At 41.7% G+C, this 20,796-nt stretch carries 15 protein-coding genes; 8 read left to right on the forward strand and 7 right to left on the reverse strand.

Annotated features, from left to right (window positions below):
• Positions 1–114: 114 nt before the first annotated feature.
• The 4 genes from LY624_RS13680 to LY624_RS13695 all read left to right on the forward strand — a co-directional run bounded on the left by LY624_RS13680 (position 115) and on the right by LY624_RS13695 (position 7,304).
• Complete coding sequence (locus LY624_RS13680) at positions 115–2,859, forward strand: family 20 glycosylhydrolase (protein ID WP_341803217.1); 2,745 nt, start codon at positions 115–117, stop codon at positions 2,857–2,859.
• 73 nt (positions 2,860–2,932) lie between these two features.
• Positions 2,933–3,508 (forward strand): RNA polymerase sigma factor, encoded by a 576-nt coding sequence (locus LY624_RS13685; protein ID WP_062568768.1) that lies wholly within the window; start codon positions 2,933–2,935, stop codon positions 3,506–3,508.
• A gap of 23 nt (positions 3,509–3,531) precedes the next feature.
• The gene (locus tag LY624_RS13690; RefSeq protein ID WP_341803218.1) at positions 3,532–4,557 is read left to right on the forward strand and encodes a FecR family protein; all 1,026 of its coding nucleotides are present in this window, start codon (positions 3,532–3,534) and stop codon (positions 4,555–4,557) included.
• Positions 4,558–4,631: 74 nt separating this feature from the next.
• A complete protein-coding gene (locus LY624_RS13695) occupies positions 4,632–7,304 on the forward strand; it encodes a TonB-dependent receptor (protein ID WP_341803219.1) in 2,673 nt (890 codons plus the stop codon).
• Positions 7,305–7,309: 5 nt separating this feature from the next.
• Here the strand turns inward: LY624_RS13695 and LY624_RS13700 are convergent, their stop codons facing one another.
• Positions 7,310–8,311: a general secretion pathway protein GspB gene (locus tag LY624_RS13700; protein WP_341803220.1), complete on the reverse strand. Its 1,002-nt coding sequence runs from the start codon at positions 8,309–8,311 to the stop codon at positions 7,310–7,312.
• Between the two features lie 13 nt (positions 8,312–8,324).
• A complete protein-coding gene (locus LY624_RS13705; protein WP_062568764.1) occupies positions 8,325–9,245 on the reverse strand; it encodes an ExeA family protein in 921 nt (306 codons plus the stop codon).
• 125 nt (positions 9,246–9,370) lie between these two features.
• On the opposite strand from LY624_RS13705, the gene LY624_RS13710 reads away from it, so the two are divergent.
• Positions 9,371–10,480, forward strand: coding sequence for a tRNA nucleotidyltransferase (locus tag LY624_RS13710; protein ID WP_341803221.1), 1,110 nt, complete (start codon positions 9,371–9,373; stop codon positions 10,478–10,480).
• On the opposite strand, the gene LY624_RS13715 is transcribed toward LY624_RS13710, so the two are convergent.
• The 4 genes from LY624_RS13715 to LY624_RS13730 form a co-directional block, all read right to left on the reverse strand.
• On the reverse strand, positions 10,468–10,989 hold the full coding sequence (locus tag LY624_RS13715; protein WP_341803222.1) for an Lcl C-terminal domain-containing protein: 522 nt from the start codon (positions 10,987–10,989) through the stop codon (positions 10,468–10,470). The genes LY624_RS13710 and LY624_RS13715 overlap by 13 nt on opposite strands.
• 1 nt (position 10,990) lies before the next feature.
• On the reverse strand, positions 10,991–12,673 hold the full coding sequence (locus LY624_RS13720) for an Lcl C-terminal domain-containing protein (protein WP_341803223.1): 1,683 nt from the start codon (positions 12,671–12,673) through the stop codon (positions 10,991–10,993).
• Between the two features lie 90 nt (positions 12,674–12,763).
• Positions 12,764–13,096, reverse strand: coding sequence for a hypothetical protein (locus tag LY624_RS13725; RefSeq protein WP_237119930.1), 333 nt, complete (start codon positions 13,094–13,096; stop codon positions 12,764–12,766).
• 23 nt (positions 13,097–13,119) lie between these two features.
• A complete protein-coding gene (locus LY624_RS13730; protein ID WP_130149511.1) occupies positions 13,120–13,827 on the reverse strand; it encodes a DUF2982 domain-containing protein in 708 nt (235 codons plus the stop codon).
• Between the two features lie 250 nt (positions 13,828–14,077).
• On the opposite strand from LY624_RS13730, the gene LY624_RS13735 reads away from it, so the two are divergent.
• From LY624_RS13735 to msrA, 3 genes are all read left to right on the forward strand, one after another.
• Positions 14,078–15,130 carry an efflux RND transporter periplasmic adaptor subunit gene (locus LY624_RS13735; protein WP_130149643.1) on the forward strand — a complete coding sequence of 351 codons (1,053 nt, stop codon included), beginning with the start codon at positions 14,078–14,080 and terminating at the stop codon, positions 15,128–15,130.
• 3 nt (positions 15,131–15,133) lie between these two features.
• Entirely contained in the window at positions 15,134–18,232 is a 3,099-nt protein-coding gene (locus tag LY624_RS13740) for an efflux RND transporter permease subunit (protein ID WP_341803225.1), read from the forward strand.
• Between the two features lie 83 nt (positions 18,233–18,315).
• Positions 18,316–18,849 carry a peptide-methionine (S)-S-oxide reductase MsrA gene (gene msrA, locus LY624_RS13745; RefSeq protein WP_193987771.1) on the forward strand — a complete coding sequence of 178 codons (534 nt, stop codon included), beginning with the start codon at positions 18,316–18,318 and terminating at the stop codon, positions 18,847–18,849.
• A 57-nt stretch (positions 18,850–18,906) separates the two neighbouring features.
• Here msrA and LY624_RS13750 read toward each other — a convergent pair whose 3' ends face one another.
• Positions 18,907–20,766: a TonB-dependent receptor plug domain-containing protein gene (locus LY624_RS13750; RefSeq protein WP_341803226.1), complete on the reverse strand. Its 1,860-nt coding sequence runs from the start codon at positions 20,764–20,766 to the stop codon at positions 18,907–18,909.
• Between the last annotated feature and the right edge of the window lie 30 nt (positions 20,767–20,796).

The following is a 20,796-nucleotide window of genomic DNA, read 5'->3' on the forward strand; positions in this document are numbered from 1 at the left end:
TAGGGCTTTTTTTAAATTTTAATTCCCAAATTTTCTTCTTAAGACGTTTATAAAATTAGAGTCAACTTGCGGTACCAGCTCTATCTATACAATAACAATGTCTTAGGAGCCACCATGTTTGCAAAGAAGCACACAATTACAACAACACTATCGAGCTTAGCACTACTCACAGCAAGCCAATTTAGCATTGCACAACCTCACCCCGATAACCTTGCTTTAAGTTGGCAAGTCATTGATCACGGGATTGGTGAAAATATTTTTCTTGGTAGTTTAACAATCACCAACAATGGCTTAGAACCATTAGGTGAATCAGGCTGGTCGTTATTTTTTAGCTCAGTAAGACCACCAGCCAGTGTTCTGCCTGACTCTGACCCAAACGGACAATACGCGCGCCAACATATTGCCGCACAAAAACTAAGCCTAGAAAATGCAGATGCCGCCAAAAGCGGTGATTACTTTGTTTTAAAACCTATTGCAGGTTTTACGCCTATTCAACCTGGGGAGTCACGTGAAATTGAGATCATTGCTCAATACTGGCAAATGCTGAAAAATGACTCTCCTTCTGGCTTTCATATCAGCTATAACGGACAAACACCTCAAGCTGTACTTGTTGATGTGTTTATGGACCCTAGTGATCCTAAACAAACGACACAGGCCACAAATGATGTGATGCCCGTGCAAACCACCGCATTAAGATATGCTGAAAATAATGCATCGATTCTCTCATTGCCATTAAAAAACCAGCTGGTTCCACAACCTCATTCAGTCGTTACAATCGACAATGAGTTTTTAACATTAATGAGTCAACTAACAACGATTTCTGCACCAGCATCACTCAATAAAGAAGCGGCTTTTTTACAAACTGCTTTAAGCGACATATTAAGTGGCACATTTGCACTCAATACAACAACTCAAAATGGCCCAAATCATATCAAGTTACAACTTGATCCACATTTAGATACTAATCAAGATAATCAAGCTGATAAAAGTGCCTACAAACTAGAAGTAGATCCATTTACAGGTATTACAATTACAGGCAGCGATGAGCAAGGTGTATTTTACGCAATACAAACACTACGCCAGATGATCCCCACATCGGTGTATAAAAACGCAAAAAACTCAAGCACCTTATCCGACAACACCATTCTACCTGCCACGACGATTTTAGACGCTCCTCGATTTGAGTACCGCGGCATGATGCTTGATGTTTCTCGTAACTTTCAGTCTAAGGAAACTGTGTTTAAGCTGTTAGATTTAATGGCTTTTTACAAACTAAATAAGTTTGAGATTAATGTCGCCAACGACGAAGGCTGGCGATTAGAAATTCCTGGTATTCCTGAGTTAACTGAATTTGGTGCTAAGCGTGGCTATGACCTCAATGAAACATCTATGCTGCATACATTTATGGGCGCAGCCAATGAATTTGCTCATGGTGATGGCATTGACAATAAACCAAGTGATAAAACAGCTGCGAATTTAGGTACCCCGCCCAGTTTTCAAGGGTTCGAAATCGCGCAGCAAAACTACCTAGGTAAGGGCTGGGGTTTTTACACTGTTGAAGACTTTAAAGAAATTTTGCAATACGCAGCCGACCGTCATATTGATGTTATTATTGAATATGATTTTCCTGCTCATGCCCGCGCAGCAATTAAAGCGATGGAATATCGCTACAATAAGTACAAAAATACAGACCCAATCGAAGCGTCTAAATATAGATTAATCGACCCACTCGACCAGTCTCAATATTACACACCACAGTTTTACACTGACAACTTTATCAATCCATCCCTAGAGAGCACGTTTACTTTCTTAAATCATGTTATTGAGCAAACACGTGCAATTTATGATGCAGTACCTGATGCAACCATCACACGCCTGCACGGCGGGGGCGATGAATTGCCTCACTTAGGTCCAAATGAATGGTGGGCACAATCTCCTGCAATACAACAAAACCCTGCCACAGCAGGAAAAACAGATGCTGAAATTTTTGATTACTTTTTTCTTCGTTGGAAGCAAATAATTAATCAACACGGCTTCGATATGGCAAGTTGGGGAGACGTGTTATCTCACAACGGCACAGGCAATGTTGACTACGGCGATATCTACCCTGTGTTTTGGAATAATGTCTGGGGCTGGGGAAATGAACATCAAGCTTATAAGTTCGCAAACCAAGGTAAAAAAGTAGTACTTGCTCATGCAACTAACTTGTATCTTGATTTAGCTTACAACAAGCACCCTGATGAAATTGGTTATCATTGGGCTGGCTATACAGACACGAAAAAGACATTTGAGTACCGCCCATTTAATATTTATGCCAACGCGGTAAAAGACAAACTTGGCAACCCTGTGCCATGGGATCCTAAGTGGGTTTTACTCAGTGAAACGGGTAAACAAAACGTGCAAGGTATTCAGGCACAGCTATTTGGTGAAAACCAAAAATCACCCGAAATACTAGACTACATGACATTTCCTAAGTTACTCGGCGCAGCAGAGCGAGCTTGGGTGCAAGATATGCCAGCCGAAGGTTTAGCCATTGAACAAGCATGGCATACATTTACAAACACATTAGGGCAACATGCCTTACCACTATTGGACTACTACCAAGTTGTCGATATTAATGCTCAAATGCCTAAACAGTTTGGAGTAAATTATCGCATCCCACTTCCTGGGGCAACGATAGATAATGGCCAGTTAATCGTTAATACACGATTTGTTGGCATGCAGACCCAGTACTCATTAGACAATGGAATGACATGGCATGACTATACAGGACCCGTAACATTAACAACATCAGCTGCTGTTCAACTAAGAACAGTGAGTGATTCAGGCAAAGTGAGCCGAGTGGCCACCTTGAATTAATAGTCAACACTGACGAGCCGACTATGTTCGGCTCGCTACATGCAATACAAATGGAAGAGTAGGATGCGGATTCATGCCACCGTTATTATCTTTTAGACGCAAATCCATTGATTCAGTCGATACCGAATCAGACTGTCAGCGTAGTCGCCGCCAGCAAGTTGAGCAGTTGTTTTTAAAGCAACAGCAAAAACTGATACGTCATATCATGAGTAAAGGATTAGACAAACGTGAAGCAGAAGATGTTGCGCAAGAAGCCTTTGTTAAGCTGCTAGGTTTAGAGCAAGAAAAAATAAGCAATTACATCGCTGCTTACCTGTATAAAATAGCAACAAATTTAGCAATAGATAAATTGAGACGTAAAGCACGCAGCCCATTTGATGAGTTTATCTCTGATACAGATAACAGCACGCAACCTGTCAGCTCTATAAACCCAGAGAAGACACATCATAATAATGAGTTGCTAAAAGAAATGGAAAAATCTCTCATTAGTTTGCCTGATAAATGCAGACTGGCATTCTTGTTATATAAAATACGAGGACAAAGCTACGAAGAAATAGCTTTAACCTTACAGATTTCACCCAGTATGGTAAGAAAATATGTTTTACGTGCAGTTCGTCATTGCTACCAGCAATTGCAACATGAGCTTTAGTCATGAGTTTTAAGGATCTTAGCATGAACCCATCACCGAACGACTTAGCAAATATCGAAGAGCAAGCTGCTGAGTGGTTACTTGTATTAGATGAAAAGTTTACTGAAAGCGAAACAAACCGCTACCCTGACGAGCTTAACGATTGGCTAGCTCAAAGCACAGTCCATCGTGAAGTGTTTGAAAAAATGCAGTCGCTTTGGACGGCATCAACCACATTAAGTGATGAGTTTGTGACACAACAATTGGCTGAGCTTGATGCTGTTACCTCTAACAAAACAAATTCTAAATATCGCTCTATCACAAGCTATTTAGCCATAGCAGCAAGCTGCTTGCTATTTGGTTTTATTTTTTTAGTAAATCAAGAGTCGCCTTTAAAAACAATGAGCACTGTGAGCCCCCAAGCAAGTGCAAATGACAAAGTATCAAATGAATTTTTTCATACCACAATTAATGAACATCGCTCTTTTACTTTAGACGATGGCAGTCAAATAGATTTAGGTGCGAATACTCAACTTGCCGTTCGTTATAGCAGCGCATCTCGCGAACTAATTTTATACCAAGGCGAAGCACTATTTAACGTCAGTAAAGATAAACAAAGACCCTTTGTTGTACGTTATCAAAACAGTGAAGTAACAGCGTTAGGCACCGTATTTAATGTACGAGCAAATCCAGCCTCTATTCGTGTTGATGTACTAGAAGGCAGTGTCTCTGTAGCTCAACAAGACGCTGTCACACTCACTCAAGGACAAGCTGTCGAAATGACAAAGGCGGGTAAAGTCACACACACTAAAGCACAAGGTGACTCGCTGACTATGAGCTGGCAAAAAGGCTATTTAGTCTACCAAAACGCGCGCTTGGGTGATGTGCTTAATGATGTTGCAAGGTACAGTGAAGTTCAGGTTAACTTAAGCGATAAAAAACTAACTGAACTCACCTACAACGGCACGTTCTTAACAACCGAGATTGAAGGTTGGTTAAGTAGTTTAGAAAAAATTTACCCTATTACAGTGACTCAAAAAGGCCGTGTTTTTACATTGACAGCAGATTAGCTAAAAGTGTCATAGCGAAAATAAGCTAAAAGTGGTACAAAGTTTAAACAATAATAAAAATATCTAATTAAACTATGTTGTTAAGACTATTAGCCACAACACTAATATGGTTAATATTATTTACTAGCAAAGCACATGCTACCACTGACTATGCATTCGATTTAGCTGAAGCAACCTTGCAACAGCGCTTGCTTGATATTGCAACGCAAAGTGGCTGGCAGCTCAGTGCTGCCTCAATCACTGAGCATAGCGTGCTTCCACCTTTACAAGGGGACTTCACGTTGAGTGAAGTACTCACTGACGTCCTGCAAGACTCTCGCTATCAGTTCACACTCGCTTTGACTGAGCAGCGCATCTTTGTCACGTTATCAAAGCAAACGCACACTGATGATTTTGAGCGCATCATTGTAACAGGCGTCAGTGGTAAAAGTCGTAATATCTTAAATTCTTCCATTTCTATTACACAACTATCCAGCTCTAAGCTTGAGCAACAAACACCTTATTCAAGCGCTGAGGTGCTTAAAAATGTCACCGGTTTTTGGGTTGAAGACTCAGGCGGCGAAACAAACAATAATGTCTCACCAAGAGGCTTAAGAGGCGGTGAAGGGTTTCGTTTTATTAGTTTGATGGAGGATGGCTTACCCATTACGTACGATGGAATATGGGGGGATTTTTTCTTACGACCCGATCTGACCCACCAAACCATCGAAGCTGTACGTGGTGGTAGCAGCGGTATTTTTACCCTTAATGGCCCTGCGGCTATGGTGAACTATATAACAAGGCAAGGCTCTGCAATACCATTTAACCTAATCAAATTAAGTCATGGCATCAGCTATGATTACACACGCTTTGATGGTGTCTTTACGGGCCCTTTAACTGATGAACTGTTTTATACAATCGGTGGATTTTACCGTACCTCAGATGGTATTCGTGAGCCTGGCTATAAAGCGGATAAAGGAGGCCAATTAAGTGCAAAAATCAGTTGGTTAACTGACAGTTTTGAGTTTGACTTTAGCTACAAACACCTAAATGATAAAACCAGCTTTTATGCTCCGCTAATTTTAGAAAATAAACAAAAAATTCAACAACTCGATAGCCTTGCCTATGACGATGGCACGCTATTAAGTGACGATTTAAAATTATTAGCGTTTCGCACTCCTGAAGGCACGCTTGTTCATGATCTGGGTGATGCTCAGCACACACAAATGAATAGTTACACGTTAGTATTTAAAGCGCCACTGAGTGACAAAGTAAATATCACTAACCGCACTCGTTACGCCAAGCTAAACAATGAACTTTACACGCTTATGAACTTAGGCAACCAAACCATTGTTGATGCCCAAAGCCGTTTACAACAACAAGATATAACCGACTTTAAACACTCTTTTGAAGATACAAATTTAACCGCGCAGTACCGACGGGTTAGCGACCAAAAGTTAATCGATGCCCCTAGCCGCCTCAATGAAAATGGCTTAGTCACCTCCAGTTTCCCACTGCACTCACACTACAAACAACAACAGTTAATTAACCACTTTCGAATCAATTACCTTGATGATCACTGGTCACTCAGCTTAGGGCATATTTATGCGCGCAGCGACTTTAGCTCATTACCCCTTGACCAATGGTTTGGTGAATTACTCACTGATGTAAAGCATCAACCTGATCGTTTAGAAATTGTACTGACAAATAATCAAGGAGAAGTTGTTGGTAACTTCAATGAACAAGGCTTTTTATCGTATGCAGGTCCTGTGTATTTAAAAGGAGTAGGTTTATCTGAGTCCCATTCTTTTTATGCTAATTTTGATTGGCAAATCACAGACAGCCTTAGGTTTGACCTTGCGCTTCGTAATGAAAACCTCAACTTAGACAGCACCCTATTTGAAGGCGCAATATCACCAACCGATTCGCTAAAGCCTTATTACTCGCATTACCTTGCCCCAAGTTCATTACATGACACATTTAACCAAACAGCGTTTAGTGTTGGCGCTAATTATCAGATACAGCAACACCTTGCGGTATTTGCTCGCTACTCAGACGCTTTTGAAATGCCTCGATTAATTAATTTTGGTAATGCGCGTGGTTGGGCTTCCAACAATATTGAGCGAGACCAGCAAAACTTTGGCAAGCCAATACGTTTAACCTTGGGTGAAATTGGTTTACGACTGCAAACATCACAATGGCAATTTAGTGGGGCTTTATTTGATACTAATTTTGACCCGCTCCCTTTTACTGTTTATAGAGGTGCAACAGGGCCACAAAAGGCAATTTTAATTAACACACAAACGCAGGGGTTAGAATTTGAATTCAGCTACCAATACAACGCATCTTGGCAATTCAAAGGCGTTGGGGTATGGCAAGATGCAGGGTTCTACGGGATCCCATCATACCTTCCTCAGAGCGAGTTTAATGGTAACCAAATAACCCGTACACCCGAGCTACAGTTTAGGCTAACACCTGAGTATAAGTCAGACAATTTTCAAGCTGCAATCACATGGGCTTACATCGGCAAGCGATACTCAGATACCGCCAATCAATTCGCATTGCCTGCTTATCAAACATGGGATTTTTTCAGTGAGTTCACCATGAATGAGCAATTAAGCTTACAGCTAGAAATTAAAAACCTCACCAACACACTTGGTTTAACAGAAGGCAATCCCAGAGATGATTTAAACCACCAAGATCCCCTATTTTATGGGCGACCTATATTTGGTCGTAATATAAAAGTCGCCCTAAGCTATCAGTTTTAGTAAACCTATTCAGGCCAATCTTGTAGTGCTTTCAAGGTAAACTCGTGACCATCGTAACTGAGTAAACTTTGCTCTGGCGTAATCTCGATCACTGACAGCACACCTATACTGTCACCTTCATATAATTCACGGCCATTTAGCTTAATCCAACGTTTTGATATTTCTGACGCATAAATATGTGCCTGATACTTAATCGTAGGTAACTGATTTTGTAGCGATACAGGTAATAGCTCTATGGGCTCGGCATACGATGAGTTTTTCGTACTGTGAGTGACTTCTGAAAAATGCTGGCTATCAACATCCTGCACCGCTTTAGCAAATGCATCTTTCAACGTATCGGGCACATCTTTAAGCTCGTCATTGTCGGGGGTTTGCTGAGGGGGTGCTGATGGCTCGCTATTTAGCGGCTTACCCAATACCTTATATTTACTTAAATCAATACCTTGGTCGCTTACCTGTTGCGAGCTATTATTTTGCATCATTTGCACAGGCTGTGAAAACTGTGGCTGTGTTTGATAAACCGGTTGGCCTTGATAAATTGGCTGCTGATAAACAGGCTGCCCCTGATTAACATACACAGGAACTGAATTTACAGGTACCTGAACCCATTGATATTGTTGCCCTTGCACTGGCATTTGTTGCATTGAAGGTTGCGGGGGTTGTGTTGACGTTACAGCCGCATTTATTGCGTGTGGCTGAGCAGTCGTTTGCGCAGCATCAGTGGCAGCTTGTTCCGCCTTTTCCACTACCTCGTTTTTATCAATCGTTTGCTGCGTGCTTGTAGCAACTGCGCTATCCAATGACTTATTGTTTTGTAGCCATTTGCCAATCGAAAACCCTGCCATTAGCGTCAAAATTGCAGCTAATAAAAGCCCAAATGACAAGGCTAGGCGTCTGTAACGAGTTAATTCCTGCTGCTGTTTTAATTGTAATGCAGCTTGGTCATGCTCAGCGGCGGTTTGCTCATGCTGACCAGATTGTTTAATTGCATCTAAAAGTAATGACATAAATGAGCACTCTTTATATTAGGTAGGATAAACCAATACCCACACCTAATACGACTAAAAATGAAACAGGGTAAAGCCAAACATAATTGGATTGTGTATTGGCGGTTGCTGTAATGACGGTGCTACTTGGTGGCAAAGCTTCCTCAGCAGAACGCATCACCAGTTCACTATCTATGCTCAACTTTTGTTGAGAAAAAGCACCCACTAAACAGCGTTCACACAATAAGTTAATCAACCTCGGAACGCCCTGCGTCACTTGGTAGATAGCCTTTAGAGCATCCCTGGAGAACAACGCTTGTTCGGTTCCTGCTTTAGACAAACGATGTTTAACATACGCAAATACTTGCCCTTCAGTTAGCGGTAATAGGTGATAGCGTGCTGTTATACGCTGTGCCAATTGCCTAAGTTCTGTGCGTTTAAGTAATGCTTGTAGCTCTGGTTGTCCCACTAAAACGATTTGTAATAGCTTTTTATGATCCGTTTCTATATTGGTCAATAAACGCAATTGCTCAAGTACATCAGGAGCAAGTAATTGCGCTTCATCAATAATTAAAATAGTGTGGCCACCAGCGCTATTATTTGACTCCAAGTGCTTTTTGATCACATCGGTTAATGTTTTCAACGTCGCATTATTGCTGTCGTAAGTAATATTTAGTTCATCACAAATACTGGCCAGCAATTCAAGTTGCGATAAGGCAGGGTTATGAATTTGTGCAACTTGTGTATTTTCTGGAAGCTGTTCTTGCAGGCTTCTTGTTAATGTTGTTTTCCCTGTACCAACCTCACCTGTCAGCAATACAAACCCTCCCGCTTCTCCTAGGCCGTAAGTTAGATGCGCTAACGCTTCTTTATGGCGCTCACTGAGAAATAAATATTCAGGGTTCGGAGCAATCGAAAAAGGTTTTTCTGACAAGCCGAAATAGCTTAAATACACCGTGATATTCCTTGCGTTTAAAATCACGGCCTATAATGGCAAAAAAAAACGCCACTTAAAACCTTGTTCGCATTTTAATAGATAAATAACGTAAAATACCAAAAAGGCAAAATAGCAGGTGAACTATGCAGGTTTATTTAGTGGGTGGTGCAGTCAGGGATGCCCTACTTGGTCGTCAGATAAAAGAGCGTGATTACGTTGTGGTTGGTGCGACACCAGAAGAACTACTTAAGCAAGGCTATCAACAAGTTGGTAAAGATTTTCCTGTTTTTTTACATCCAAAAACAAAAGAAGAATATGCACTCGCTCGCACAGAGCGAAAACAAGGAGAAGGTTATACTGGCTTTATCTGCGACTTTACCCCTGATGTCACCTTAGAAGAAGATTTAATACGCCGTGATCTGACCGTTAATGCGATTGCTCAAGCGAAAGACGGCACATTGTTCGATCCCTTCAACGGCCAAAACGATATTAAAAACCGTGTTTTACGCCATGTGTCCGATGCCTTTAGTGAAGATCCTTTACGCATTTTACGTGTTGCTCGCTTTGCAGCCCGTTATCATTACTTAGGCTTTACCATTGCACCTGAAACTAACCGTTTGCTTGTGTCCATGGTGGCCAATGGCGAGCTTGAAACGCTCACCGCAGAACGTATTTGGCTAGAATGCGAAAAGTCATTAAGTGATGGAGCCTTTGCTGAATTTTTGAATGTATTATTCGACATTAAAGGCTTACACGTAATAAGCCCTTCACTTGAAAAGCAGTGGGACAGTGCCTTATATCGAACCTTACAAGCTCGTTTTAATTATGCGCAACAACGTGGAATTACCAATACTGCATTACTGTTTAGCCAAGTAACACTTTCGCTCAGTGAAGAGGCAATTAAAACGCTCGCTCTGAAAATTCGTTTACCCAATGAAGTACGAGATTTAGCATTAAACACGCAAGCACACAGGCAAACACTGTGTGCTAGTCAATTAGATAGCGATGCAGTTTTGAGCTGCTTTAATCAGCTTGATTTGTGGCGACGCCCAGAGCGTTTCGAGCAAGTTTTAGAAGCGCTTGAGATCAGTGAACAAAAACCACTTAACTTTGCTAATGAACTTAAACAGACTGCCAAGCAGGCACGCGCTGTAAATCCTCAGCAGTTTATTGCTCAGGGAATAAAAGGGGCTGATATAAAAACCGCGCTTGAAAAAGCGCGGCTAGAAATAATTCAACGTTACTTTTCGTAACGAACTAGGCGTAAATACAGATCCGACGTTTTCGCATGTAAGCTATTTACGCCTTTATCAAATTGATAAACCCAAGCAAGATCAGTTCGTTCTTTACCTGAGGTACTGCTCCAGTAGTTTTGTAATTTGGTGGCATAGAAAACTTGTTCATTAATGCTCGGTTGAACACATTGATGTTCTAAAATACTCGCCAATTCTTTTATGTTTGGTACATGCCAGTCGTTATACTGAGCATAATCACTCATCGTTGCGCCGCGTAATGCCTCACCCCATGATAATTGTTGGCTAGTTCCTTCACAGTTTAATGTTTCTGTATTATAGCTTTGACCAAAGCTACAGCGTTGCCACATTAACCCTGTTTTACTATCACTTACCGTGCCATCGTCATTAATAACAAACCGCGTTGTTGGCGTCGTTTCTGCGACACCGTCATAACACACTTGTGCTTGAGCAACACCGGCTGATGCTGCAAATAATCCTACCGATACTAGCAAAGATAATTGACGCATTTTACTCTCCTGGTGTTCTGACTAAGCGAACAAACGCTGTATTGTTTTTTGGATACGCTAAATCGTTCGCGCTACTCATATCAATAATATAGGCCTGCGATAAACTCGTACCATCAGCAGCAGTTTGTGATGTCCAGTACGGCATAAATGCGGCACTATTACTGCTTAACTGGGTCGCATCAGGTTGATTTGGGAAAAACTCACTACTCAGTAAGCTTGCTTCACCTTGTTTAGAGTAATCGAGCAAGCCTTGCAACTCAGTATAAGTAGGCACTCGCCAGTTTGTGCCCCCGCAAAAATCAGTGGCATTAACTTCTTCTACATAAGTTTGTAAACCACAGGCGGTATTACTTGGACATGTTGAGTTTGGCGCACCTTGCACACTTCCTGTTTGTGCTCCATTTCCCTCATCTAAATACCAAGTGTAGTGATTTGTTGAGGCACGGACAGTCGTTGCCGGCGGCAGTGCTGAACTTGCCGCTTTTACTTCCCAAATCAGCCCCGTAACATTATCTCGAACGCAGCTAAAGTTTGTGGCGTCATCGGGCAACTCATCTGCAAATTGGTTTAATTTTGTGAAATCAAATGCCAAGTCACCTTGCCCTACCTTATCAAGCTGATTAGCAACACTGTCTCTGCCTAAATCAGCATCTTGATTTGGGAAATCGTCACTGTTGCAATTAATTTTTTGCGAATTGTTATAACAATCATTCATGCCCGTATCGTTAATGTAACCAAGTGGTTTAGGCCTGATATCAATAACAACTGTATCATTATCACTGCGTGACTTACTATCCGTTACAGTGACTTCAAAACTGAGTGCTGTATCCGTATCAACATCTGGAGCTGTGAATGAAGTAATACATTGATTTTGATTTGCAAGTGTCACAACGTCGCCCGTTAACTGCTGCCAAAAACATTGTTTGGTAGTGGTGACAACCTCACTATTAGTCGCATCAAGTGTTACGGTATCAAACTCAATAACTTGCTGATCTTGTCCTGCATTTGCAACGATGATCTCGTTCGTTTTATTTAACGTGAACGTTTGTTCGATACTTGCAGAGCCCCCTTCGTCATCAGTGACAGTCAACTGCCATGTCATTTGTGTATTCGCTTCAAGCAGAGGGTGATTAAAGCTGATTGTTTTATCTGTATAGCTATTGATAACGAGATCTGGGCCTGACAGTTGTGACCAAAGATAACCGTTTATTGAACCATTTTCGTCAAGATCGAACGATTCTTCACCACTTAAAATAATTTCATCATTATACTGAGAAGGGAGTTCTTCAGGGGCGATTTGTGTGATTACAGGTTGTGGAAGCTGATTATTAGAGCTGATTAAAATGCTCACTTCATCGCTCACTAACTGCCCATCGGTTGTTTGGTAATCTACACGAAGTACAAGTTCTGAATCGAGCTTAATATCAGGAGCTGTTAAAGACTGCTCAGCACCGTCAGCAGGAAACCCTTCTATAGCGGGGCCACTCACACGCTGCCAAGTAAAGGTACCATCTGCTGGCGAGCCTTTTGCAACGACAGTAAATTCACTTTTTTCTATTATTTGTTGATCTGCGCCTGCGTTAACTGTCGCAGCAGTAGAGGTATTGTCGCTATCACTACCACCACCGCCGCCACATGCTGTTAGTGTTGTAATAACAATAGCAAGAAGGGGCACTCGTCTCATGTTTATCACCTTAGAAAACAAAGCCAGACTCATTTCCAGCCGTCAAATTAGTGAATACCAAGCAAGTAAAGTGCCAAATTAAAGAAGGGCTTAGAGATAGCTATCCTGATGAATACGCACAAATAGCTTAGTGCCTACTTTACTGTAATCCACCTTATACTCTCGTCCATCTAAAGATTGAATAAAGAGCAAACGCTTTTCTTCTGCGAAAACATCTGCACTAGTAATATAAACCATTTCAAGGTAGCGCTCTTTCGCTTCACGACGATTTTTTGGCAGTTCTTCTTTAAAGGGTTCAAGCCCGTTTTGGGTCACCTTAATTCGTGGGTGGTTTTCGCCATTCACGATAACTAGATCGAGCTTTCTATCTTTATGAATTATCGTGTTTCGACCACTTTTAATAAAAGAACGTTCTTGACTCATAGCCTTATCCTGCTTACTACCACCTAACGATTCACATTTTTGTGTAATTGAGTATTTATAAACTCATTAGGGTTTAATTTCCAACGATTTAAATATGCACTAAATTGCCAAATATCAGTATCGAGTACATTGGCAGGTAACAGTAGATCATACCCTGTCAATTGACCAAGATGCCGCGTTCGATTGGCAAACATAGCTATCAATCCTTTGTAACGCTGCCCGCTTGGAGCCGTGTATTGCGTATCCTCAATTAACCATTCTGATGGGCAATCCCCATTTTTGCAATGTTTTTGAACTACTTGCATAAATAGGTGACGCTGTTCAATCAATAATCGCCCTGCGATTCTTGGCTGGATCTGCATCAAAAACTCATCTATGTTATTGAGTTTAATACCAACTGCATTTAACTCAAGGTATTCTAAGCCTTGTTCCACTTTTGGTATACCACTATGATGAAAATTCTCTCTATTTAACTGCCAATATCCGACTTTATGACGATAAATGAGCGCATCTTCGCAGAAAGTGAAACTAAAGTAGGGTTCCTGCGTTTTTAAATAACCAATGAATATTGCTGCAATGCAGCTACTTGCAAGAAAAATCTCGATAATGCTAATTTCGCCAGGCCTTAGCAAATTAAATAACATAATAAATGTTAGCCCAATCCCACCCACAAGCAAAAATTCGATACCATGACGGGATGCATGAGCACGAATATTCAAAATATCAGACATATTAACCGTACACAGAAAAATAAAATACGAACATAACGATCCCCACTAACACGACTTTTCGTAACATCAGGCAGTAGTTACATTTTGACTCTTTACTCATAGCAAATACTCACTTTTAGTTACATTTCAGGAACAAACTCAGCCATTTTTTTACTTTTACGCCAAATGCACAAATTTACGGGATACCTGACATACTCGACACGTACTAATTTTGTACACTACACTCAACTAATTCTCTGGTAACACAATGATGTATTCTACACAATCTGGCAAAGCGCTTTTTCCTTTTATTATTACCCTGTTATTAGGGTTATGTGTTTATTTGTACTTACCTTCAAGCCAAGGTGAACAAACTGGCTTTGGTGATACTGCAACTCAGGTCAGCGCGCACACCGTTACCTCAGAAGAAAATGCGGTACTTATCGAAGCAATAGGTAGTGCTCGCGCTAACCAAGCCATTTATATTCGTAGTGCCCAAAGTGATTATGTGACTGATATCTACTTTAATGATGGCGACTTGGTCAGTAAAGGTCAAAAACTCGTACAACTACAGTCACAAGAAGAACAACTGACCGTTAAAGAACTCAGTATTAACCTCAGAGAAGAGAAACGCCAACTAGAGCGCTTAACTGAGCTTTCACGCTCACAAGCAACAGCTAAATCATTACTTGAAGAGCAATTATCACGTGTAGATGCAACCGAAGCTCAGCTTGAAAGTGCAAAAACAAAATTAGCCGAAATGACAATTACAGCGCCATTCTCGGGATTGTTAGGTAAACGTGAGATATCTATTGGTACCTATGTAAGTAGCGCCACAAATATTACCACCCTTGATGACATCAGCATTATTAAAGTTGATTTTAAAGTGCCTGAAAAATACCTAGCACAATTACAGCTAGGTATGAAAGTTATGACTCAAAACGATGCCTACCCAGAAAAAACCTTTAATGGCAAAGTGACCCACATTAGTTCACGCATTGATTCTGTAACACGCAGCGTTGAAGTAACAGCCAGCTTTGTAAATAGTAGCCGTTTACTACGCCCTGGTATGTTATTAAATACCGCCTTACAGCTTAGTTCAAACCAAGCGCTTATGGTGCCAGAAAAAGCAGTTATTCCTCAGCAAGATAAACACTATGTTTTCCAAATTGAAGACGGTGTAGTGAACAAGGTTGAAGTGCACGTTGCTGGCCGTCACAATGGTTGGGTTGCTATTGATAAAGGCCTTGAGAATGGCCAACAAGTTGTCACCGAAGGGATCATTAAAATCCGTACCGGCAGTAAAGTTAGTATCAAGGGCTAAAGCATGAAAATTACAGATACTAGCGTTAAACGTCCGGTCTTTGCGATCGTAATAAACTTATTGCTGCTTACCTTTGGTCTCGTTGCATTTTCAATGCTACCACTGCGCGAATACCCTGATATTGAAACGCCAATTGTGAGTGTAAGCACTGAGTACACAGGTGCCAGCGCAGAGATAATCGAAACCAAAATAACCCAAGTACTCGAAAACCGCATATCGGGTATTGAAGGTATCAAAAGTATTAACTCATCAAGCCGCAATGGCCGTTCTAACATCACCATTGAATTTAATATCAGTCGTGATATTGATGCCGCATCAAATGATGTTCGTGAACGTGTAGCGAGAGCACTTGATAGCCTACCAGAGCAAGTTCGCCCACCCGAAGTATCAAAATCAAATAGTGATGAAAGTCCGATTGCTTGGTTCGTACTAAACAGTACAACGATGGACTCATTACAGCTCTCTGACTACGCACAGCGTTTTATTGTCGACCGTTTAGCCGTTGTTGACGGTGTTTCAAACGTTCGTGTAGGTGGTGAGCGTAAATACGCAATGAAAATTTGGCTAAACCGCAAAGCCATGGCTGCTCGAGGTATCACCAGCAGTGACATCGAAAATACCCTTCGTACAGAAAACGTAGAACTTCCTGCAGGTGAAATTGAATCGATTGACCGTGACTTTACCGTTCGTACTGCCCGCAGCTATAAAGACCAACGTGATTTTAGAAACCTTGTTATTAAGCGTGGTGATGACGGCTACTTAGTTCGCCTTGGCGAAGTTGCAGATGTTCACTTAGAAGCGGCCGACGACGAAAGCCTATTTCGTGGTAATGGTCGAAATATGATTGGTTTGGGTATCGTAAAGCAAGCCAAAGCGAATACCTTAACTGTGGTTGATAACGCTCGCGCTGAGCTTGAAAAAATCAAACGCAACTTACCTGAAGGTACCACCATTGAAGACAGTTATGACTCGTCTGTTTTCATCAAAGAGTCGATTGATGAGGTGTATCGTACCCTTGCAATTTCAATGGCACTCGTTGTATTAGTTATTTACTTATTCCTTGGCAATATTCGCGCAACCTTAGTGCCAGCTGTAACAGTACCTGTGGCACTTGTTGGTAGCTTTATGTTCTTACTTGCAATGGGCTACTCAATCAACTTACTTACCCTGCTCGCTTTAGTGTTAGCTATCGGCCTAGTGGTAGATGACGCCATTGTTATGCTTGAAAATATCCACCGCCGAATTGAGCTTGGCGAGCCGCCTTTACTTGCAGCATTTCGTGGTGCCCGTGAAGTAGGATTTGCTATTATTGCCACCACACTTGTGCTTATTTCTGTATTCGTGCCGTTGGTATTTATGGATGGCCGAATTGGCGCGTTATTTACCGAGTTTGCTATGGCGGTGAGTGCTGCAGTGTTCTTTTCAAGTATCACAGCACTAACACTGTCTCCCGCTTTATGCTCAAAAGTACTTAAAGCCTCAGAGAAAGAAAGTAAATTTAGCCAATGGATGGATCGCTCGTTTAGCAAAATAGAGAATGCCTATCGCAACTCATTGCAATCGAACATGAGCCGTAAATGGGGTCTATTATTTACCATGATCTTAATGGGTGTTGTCAGCTTTATGCTATTTAAGCAGGTACCATCAGAGCTCACTCCAAAAGAAGACCGCGGCACTTTCTTTATCATGATGAGCGGCCCTGAAGGTGCAAGTTATGAGAATAACGCAGCAAACATGGCCAAAATTGAAGAACGTTTAATGCCTTACTCTGAATCAGGAGAACTAAGCCGCGTACTTATTCGTGTGCCTGGCTGGGGCGGCCAAGGTGGTGTAGCAATCGTTGGTATGGCCGATTGGGATAAACGTAAGCGTTCAACATGGGAAGTGATGGACGAAATTAGCGGTAAAATGACCGAAGTGACAGATATTAGAGCATTTGCAATTATGCGCCGCGGTATTGGTGGCGGTGGCTCATCGCGTCCAATTGAGTTTGTATTACAAGGTAACGATTATGATCAACTCGCCAAGTGGCGTGATCGCATCATAGAGCGTGCAGAGAAAAACCCTGGCCTTGTGCGTATTGACCATGATTATAAAGAAACGTTTCCACAGTTTTTAATCAACATAAACAAGAATAAAGCCGCAGATTTAGGCGTATCCGTTTCCGATGTAGGCCGCACTTTAGAGACCATGTTAGGGCAACGACGTGTCACAACCTTTATCGATCGTGGTGAAGAGTATGACGTAATTCTCAAGGGGACCAAAGAAGACTTTGCTAACCCAACAGATATCTCAAATATCTACTTGAAATCGCGCAGTGGTGAACTCGTTCCACTGGACAGCCTTATTACCTTAAAAGAGGAAGCAACCGCATCGCGATTAAACCGTTACAACCGTATGCGTGCAATCACGTTAAGTGCAAACTTAGCTGATGGCTACACACTAGAAGAAGCACTTAATTTCTTAAACCAAGTAGCCGCTGAAGAGAATGACATTGATGGAGCCATTGATTACAAAGGTGAATCGCAGTTGTTTTACGAAGGTGCATCAGCGATGACCTATGTGTTCATTCTTGCGCTCACAGTGACCTTCTTAGTACTTGCAGCCCAGTTTGAAAGCTTTGTACATCCATTTGTGATCATGCTAACCGTACCACTTGGCCTAGTTGGCGCGCTCTTTGGTTTATGGTTTACAGATCTGACGTTAAATATTTACAGCCAAATAGGTATCGTGATGTTGATTGGTTTGAGCGCCAAGAACGGTATCTTAATTGTTGAATTTGCTAACCAACTACGTGACAAAGGCGTTGAATTTAACGAAGCCATTACCCAAGCGGCAACACAACGCTTACGCCCTATCATCATGACGTCACTCACCACTGTGATGAGCTCTGTTCCGCTTGTACTTGCAAGTGGCCCAGGTGCAGAGAGCCGAATGGTTATTGGTGTTGTGGTATTTACCGGTGTTATTGTAGCTACGTTACTAACATTATATGTAGTTCCCGCAGCGTACACAGCGCTTGCCCGTAATACTCAGTCACCCGAATACTTACAAGGTAAACTTGAACAGCAAGCGAAAGACAAACCGCTGGAAGACATTTAACGAGTCTTTAGCGATAATAAAACGCCGTCTTTACGGCGTTTTGTTTTTTCAGCTATAGTCAGCAAAAAGGTGAGGAAATTAAAATGGAAAACAACATACAAATAGCCACTTTTGGCGGTGGTTGCTTCTGGTGTATTGATGCCGCATTTAGACGTGTTAAAGGTGTGCTAAACGTCAGCTCTGGTTATGCTGGTGGTGACATTGAAAACCCGAGCTATCAGCAAATTTGTACTGGCTTAACCGGTCACGCCGAAGTCGTTCAGCTTGATTTTGACAGCAGTATTATAAGTTACCACAGCTTACTTGAAATGTTTTTTACTTTGCACGATGCCACGCAACTAAACCGTCAAGGTAATGATGTTGGCACCCAGTATCGCAGTGTTATTTATTACCACGATGAACAACAAAAAGTGGCGGCTGAGACAATGATTGCTAACTTACAAAAGCAAATTCGCGAGCCAATAGTCACTGAAATAAGCCCACTCACTAACTTTTACCCTGCGGAGCAATACCATCAAGACTACTACACCGAAAACCCTAACCAAGGCTATTGCAGTATTCTTATTGCACCTAAACTTGAAAAATTCGCTCAGTATTACGCAGATAAACTAAAATAAAAAAAGCCCGCTAAGTAGGTAGCGAGCTTTTAGACGCAGAACTAATAATTTTCTTTATTAGAACTGATAACGGGCACCTACAAACAAGCGACGCTCAGCCGTGTTGTAGTAATAAAGCTCGTCGTTGATGAAGTCACCATCTAAGTCAGTGCCATAGGCATCAACGGCGTTGTACTGTTTATCGAACAGGTTTTCTACGCGAAGTGATAAGGTTAAATTATCAGTTGCTTGGTAGTGACCTACAAAATTCCACAGAGTATATGAAGGCAAGTGCGTGAGTTTACCATCGCGGTCTCCTCGGTACTGCATATCAATACCCGCATCAAAGTCACCCCATGCTTTATGTAGTGACCAGTTCACGCTTTGTTTTGATACATAAGTCAGCGCTTCACCTGTTTCAGTATCTTCTGCTGATAGGTAAGTAAAGTTAACGCTATGATCAAAACCAAATACTTGGTTTTCGAAACTAAACTCTATCCCTTCGTGGCGAGCTTCATTGATATTTGTTGGCTGCCAATTACCTGATGCATTTGGTGCCCACGCAATTTTGTTATCTATTTCATTACGGAAAATCGCAATATCCAGGCTAATGTCATTTACATTTAATGATAAGCCTAACTCTTGGTTATCAGATGTTTCAGGCAATAAATTGGGGTTGCCAGGGCTTGGTTCAGGGAAATATAAATCATTAAATGTGGGCGATTTAAAGCCAGTGCTTTGGCTTACACGGAATGTTGCGATGTCGTTTAAGTGATAACCCACAGCAGCAGTATAAGTTGTTTCGTCGCCGAACTGTTGGTCATCATCTTGGCGTAGCGTTAAATTAGCAAGTACTTGTTCATCATCATAATAAGCACCAATAAATGCTGCAAACACTTCGCGGCTATCTTTTAAGTAAGTACCAGAGTTAGTATTAACTTCATCTTTATACCAATTTAAACCGCCGCTTAGTGTCAGCGCTTGATTGAAAAAGTATTGACCGTTGTAATCGATTTGCTTACGTTCAGTTTCAAACTTATCAACCACAGCAGCACCTGTATAGTCGATACGTGAATCGTCTGAGCTGTCGCTTGAGATTGCAATATCAATCGCATGGCTGTGTTTTTCAAAGGCCTTTTTCCAACCTAATGAAGCCTGGTAGTTTTCGAATTCGCCTTTTTCTACCGTGCTATCCGCAGGACTAAAAGAACTATCGTACTGCGCTTCACCTTCTGAGTACTGACCTTGTAATAAAAGTTCCCCTAGTTGCTCATTTTGATAGCCTAGGTTAAAGCCAAGGTTTTTATTTTCATAGCCATCTTCATCGGGTGCTACGCCTTGCAATACATCAAAGCCATCTGTTTTTTCATAACCAGCATTAACAGCAATATCAACACCAGCAAACTGACCACCAGTAGCCACTTGGTACTCTTGGTAAGAATCAGAACCAAATGTAACATCTAAGGTCGTGTTTTGTGCTTTGCGAGTAATAATATTAATCACACCCGCTAATGCATCAGAGCCATACACAGCAGCGCGAGAACCTTTAATAACCTCAACACGTTCAATACTGTTTAAAGGAATATTGCTAATGCCTTTATAGCCAAGCGTTGCAGACCCTGTGCGCACACCATCAATTAAGATAAGTGTATGACGTGTGCCTGAACCTCGCAGCGAAACACCTGCGTTTTGACCAAAGCCACCATTGGCATTGATTTGAAAGCCTGCACGGGTAGCAAGTAAACTTGGTAGGTCTCGCGCATAGCTAGCTTCAATATCTGTGCGGTTAATGACAGTTACGCTGGCCAATACATCATTAATTGATTGTTCGAATTTATTCGCCGTGACTGTAATATGTTCGATTGACTGCTCATCCGCAGACACAGAAAAAGACAACGCAGCAGCAACCGCTACGCCTAAGGTAGATTTATTTAGCATGATATCCCCTAGCCTGTGCCCACCGCACAC

The organism is Pseudoalteromonas sp. N1230-9 (genome assembly GCF_032716425.1).
In the GTDB taxonomy this organism is placed as follows: domain Bacteria; phylum Pseudomonadota; class Gammaproteobacteria; order Enterobacterales; family Alteromonadaceae; genus Pseudoalteromonas.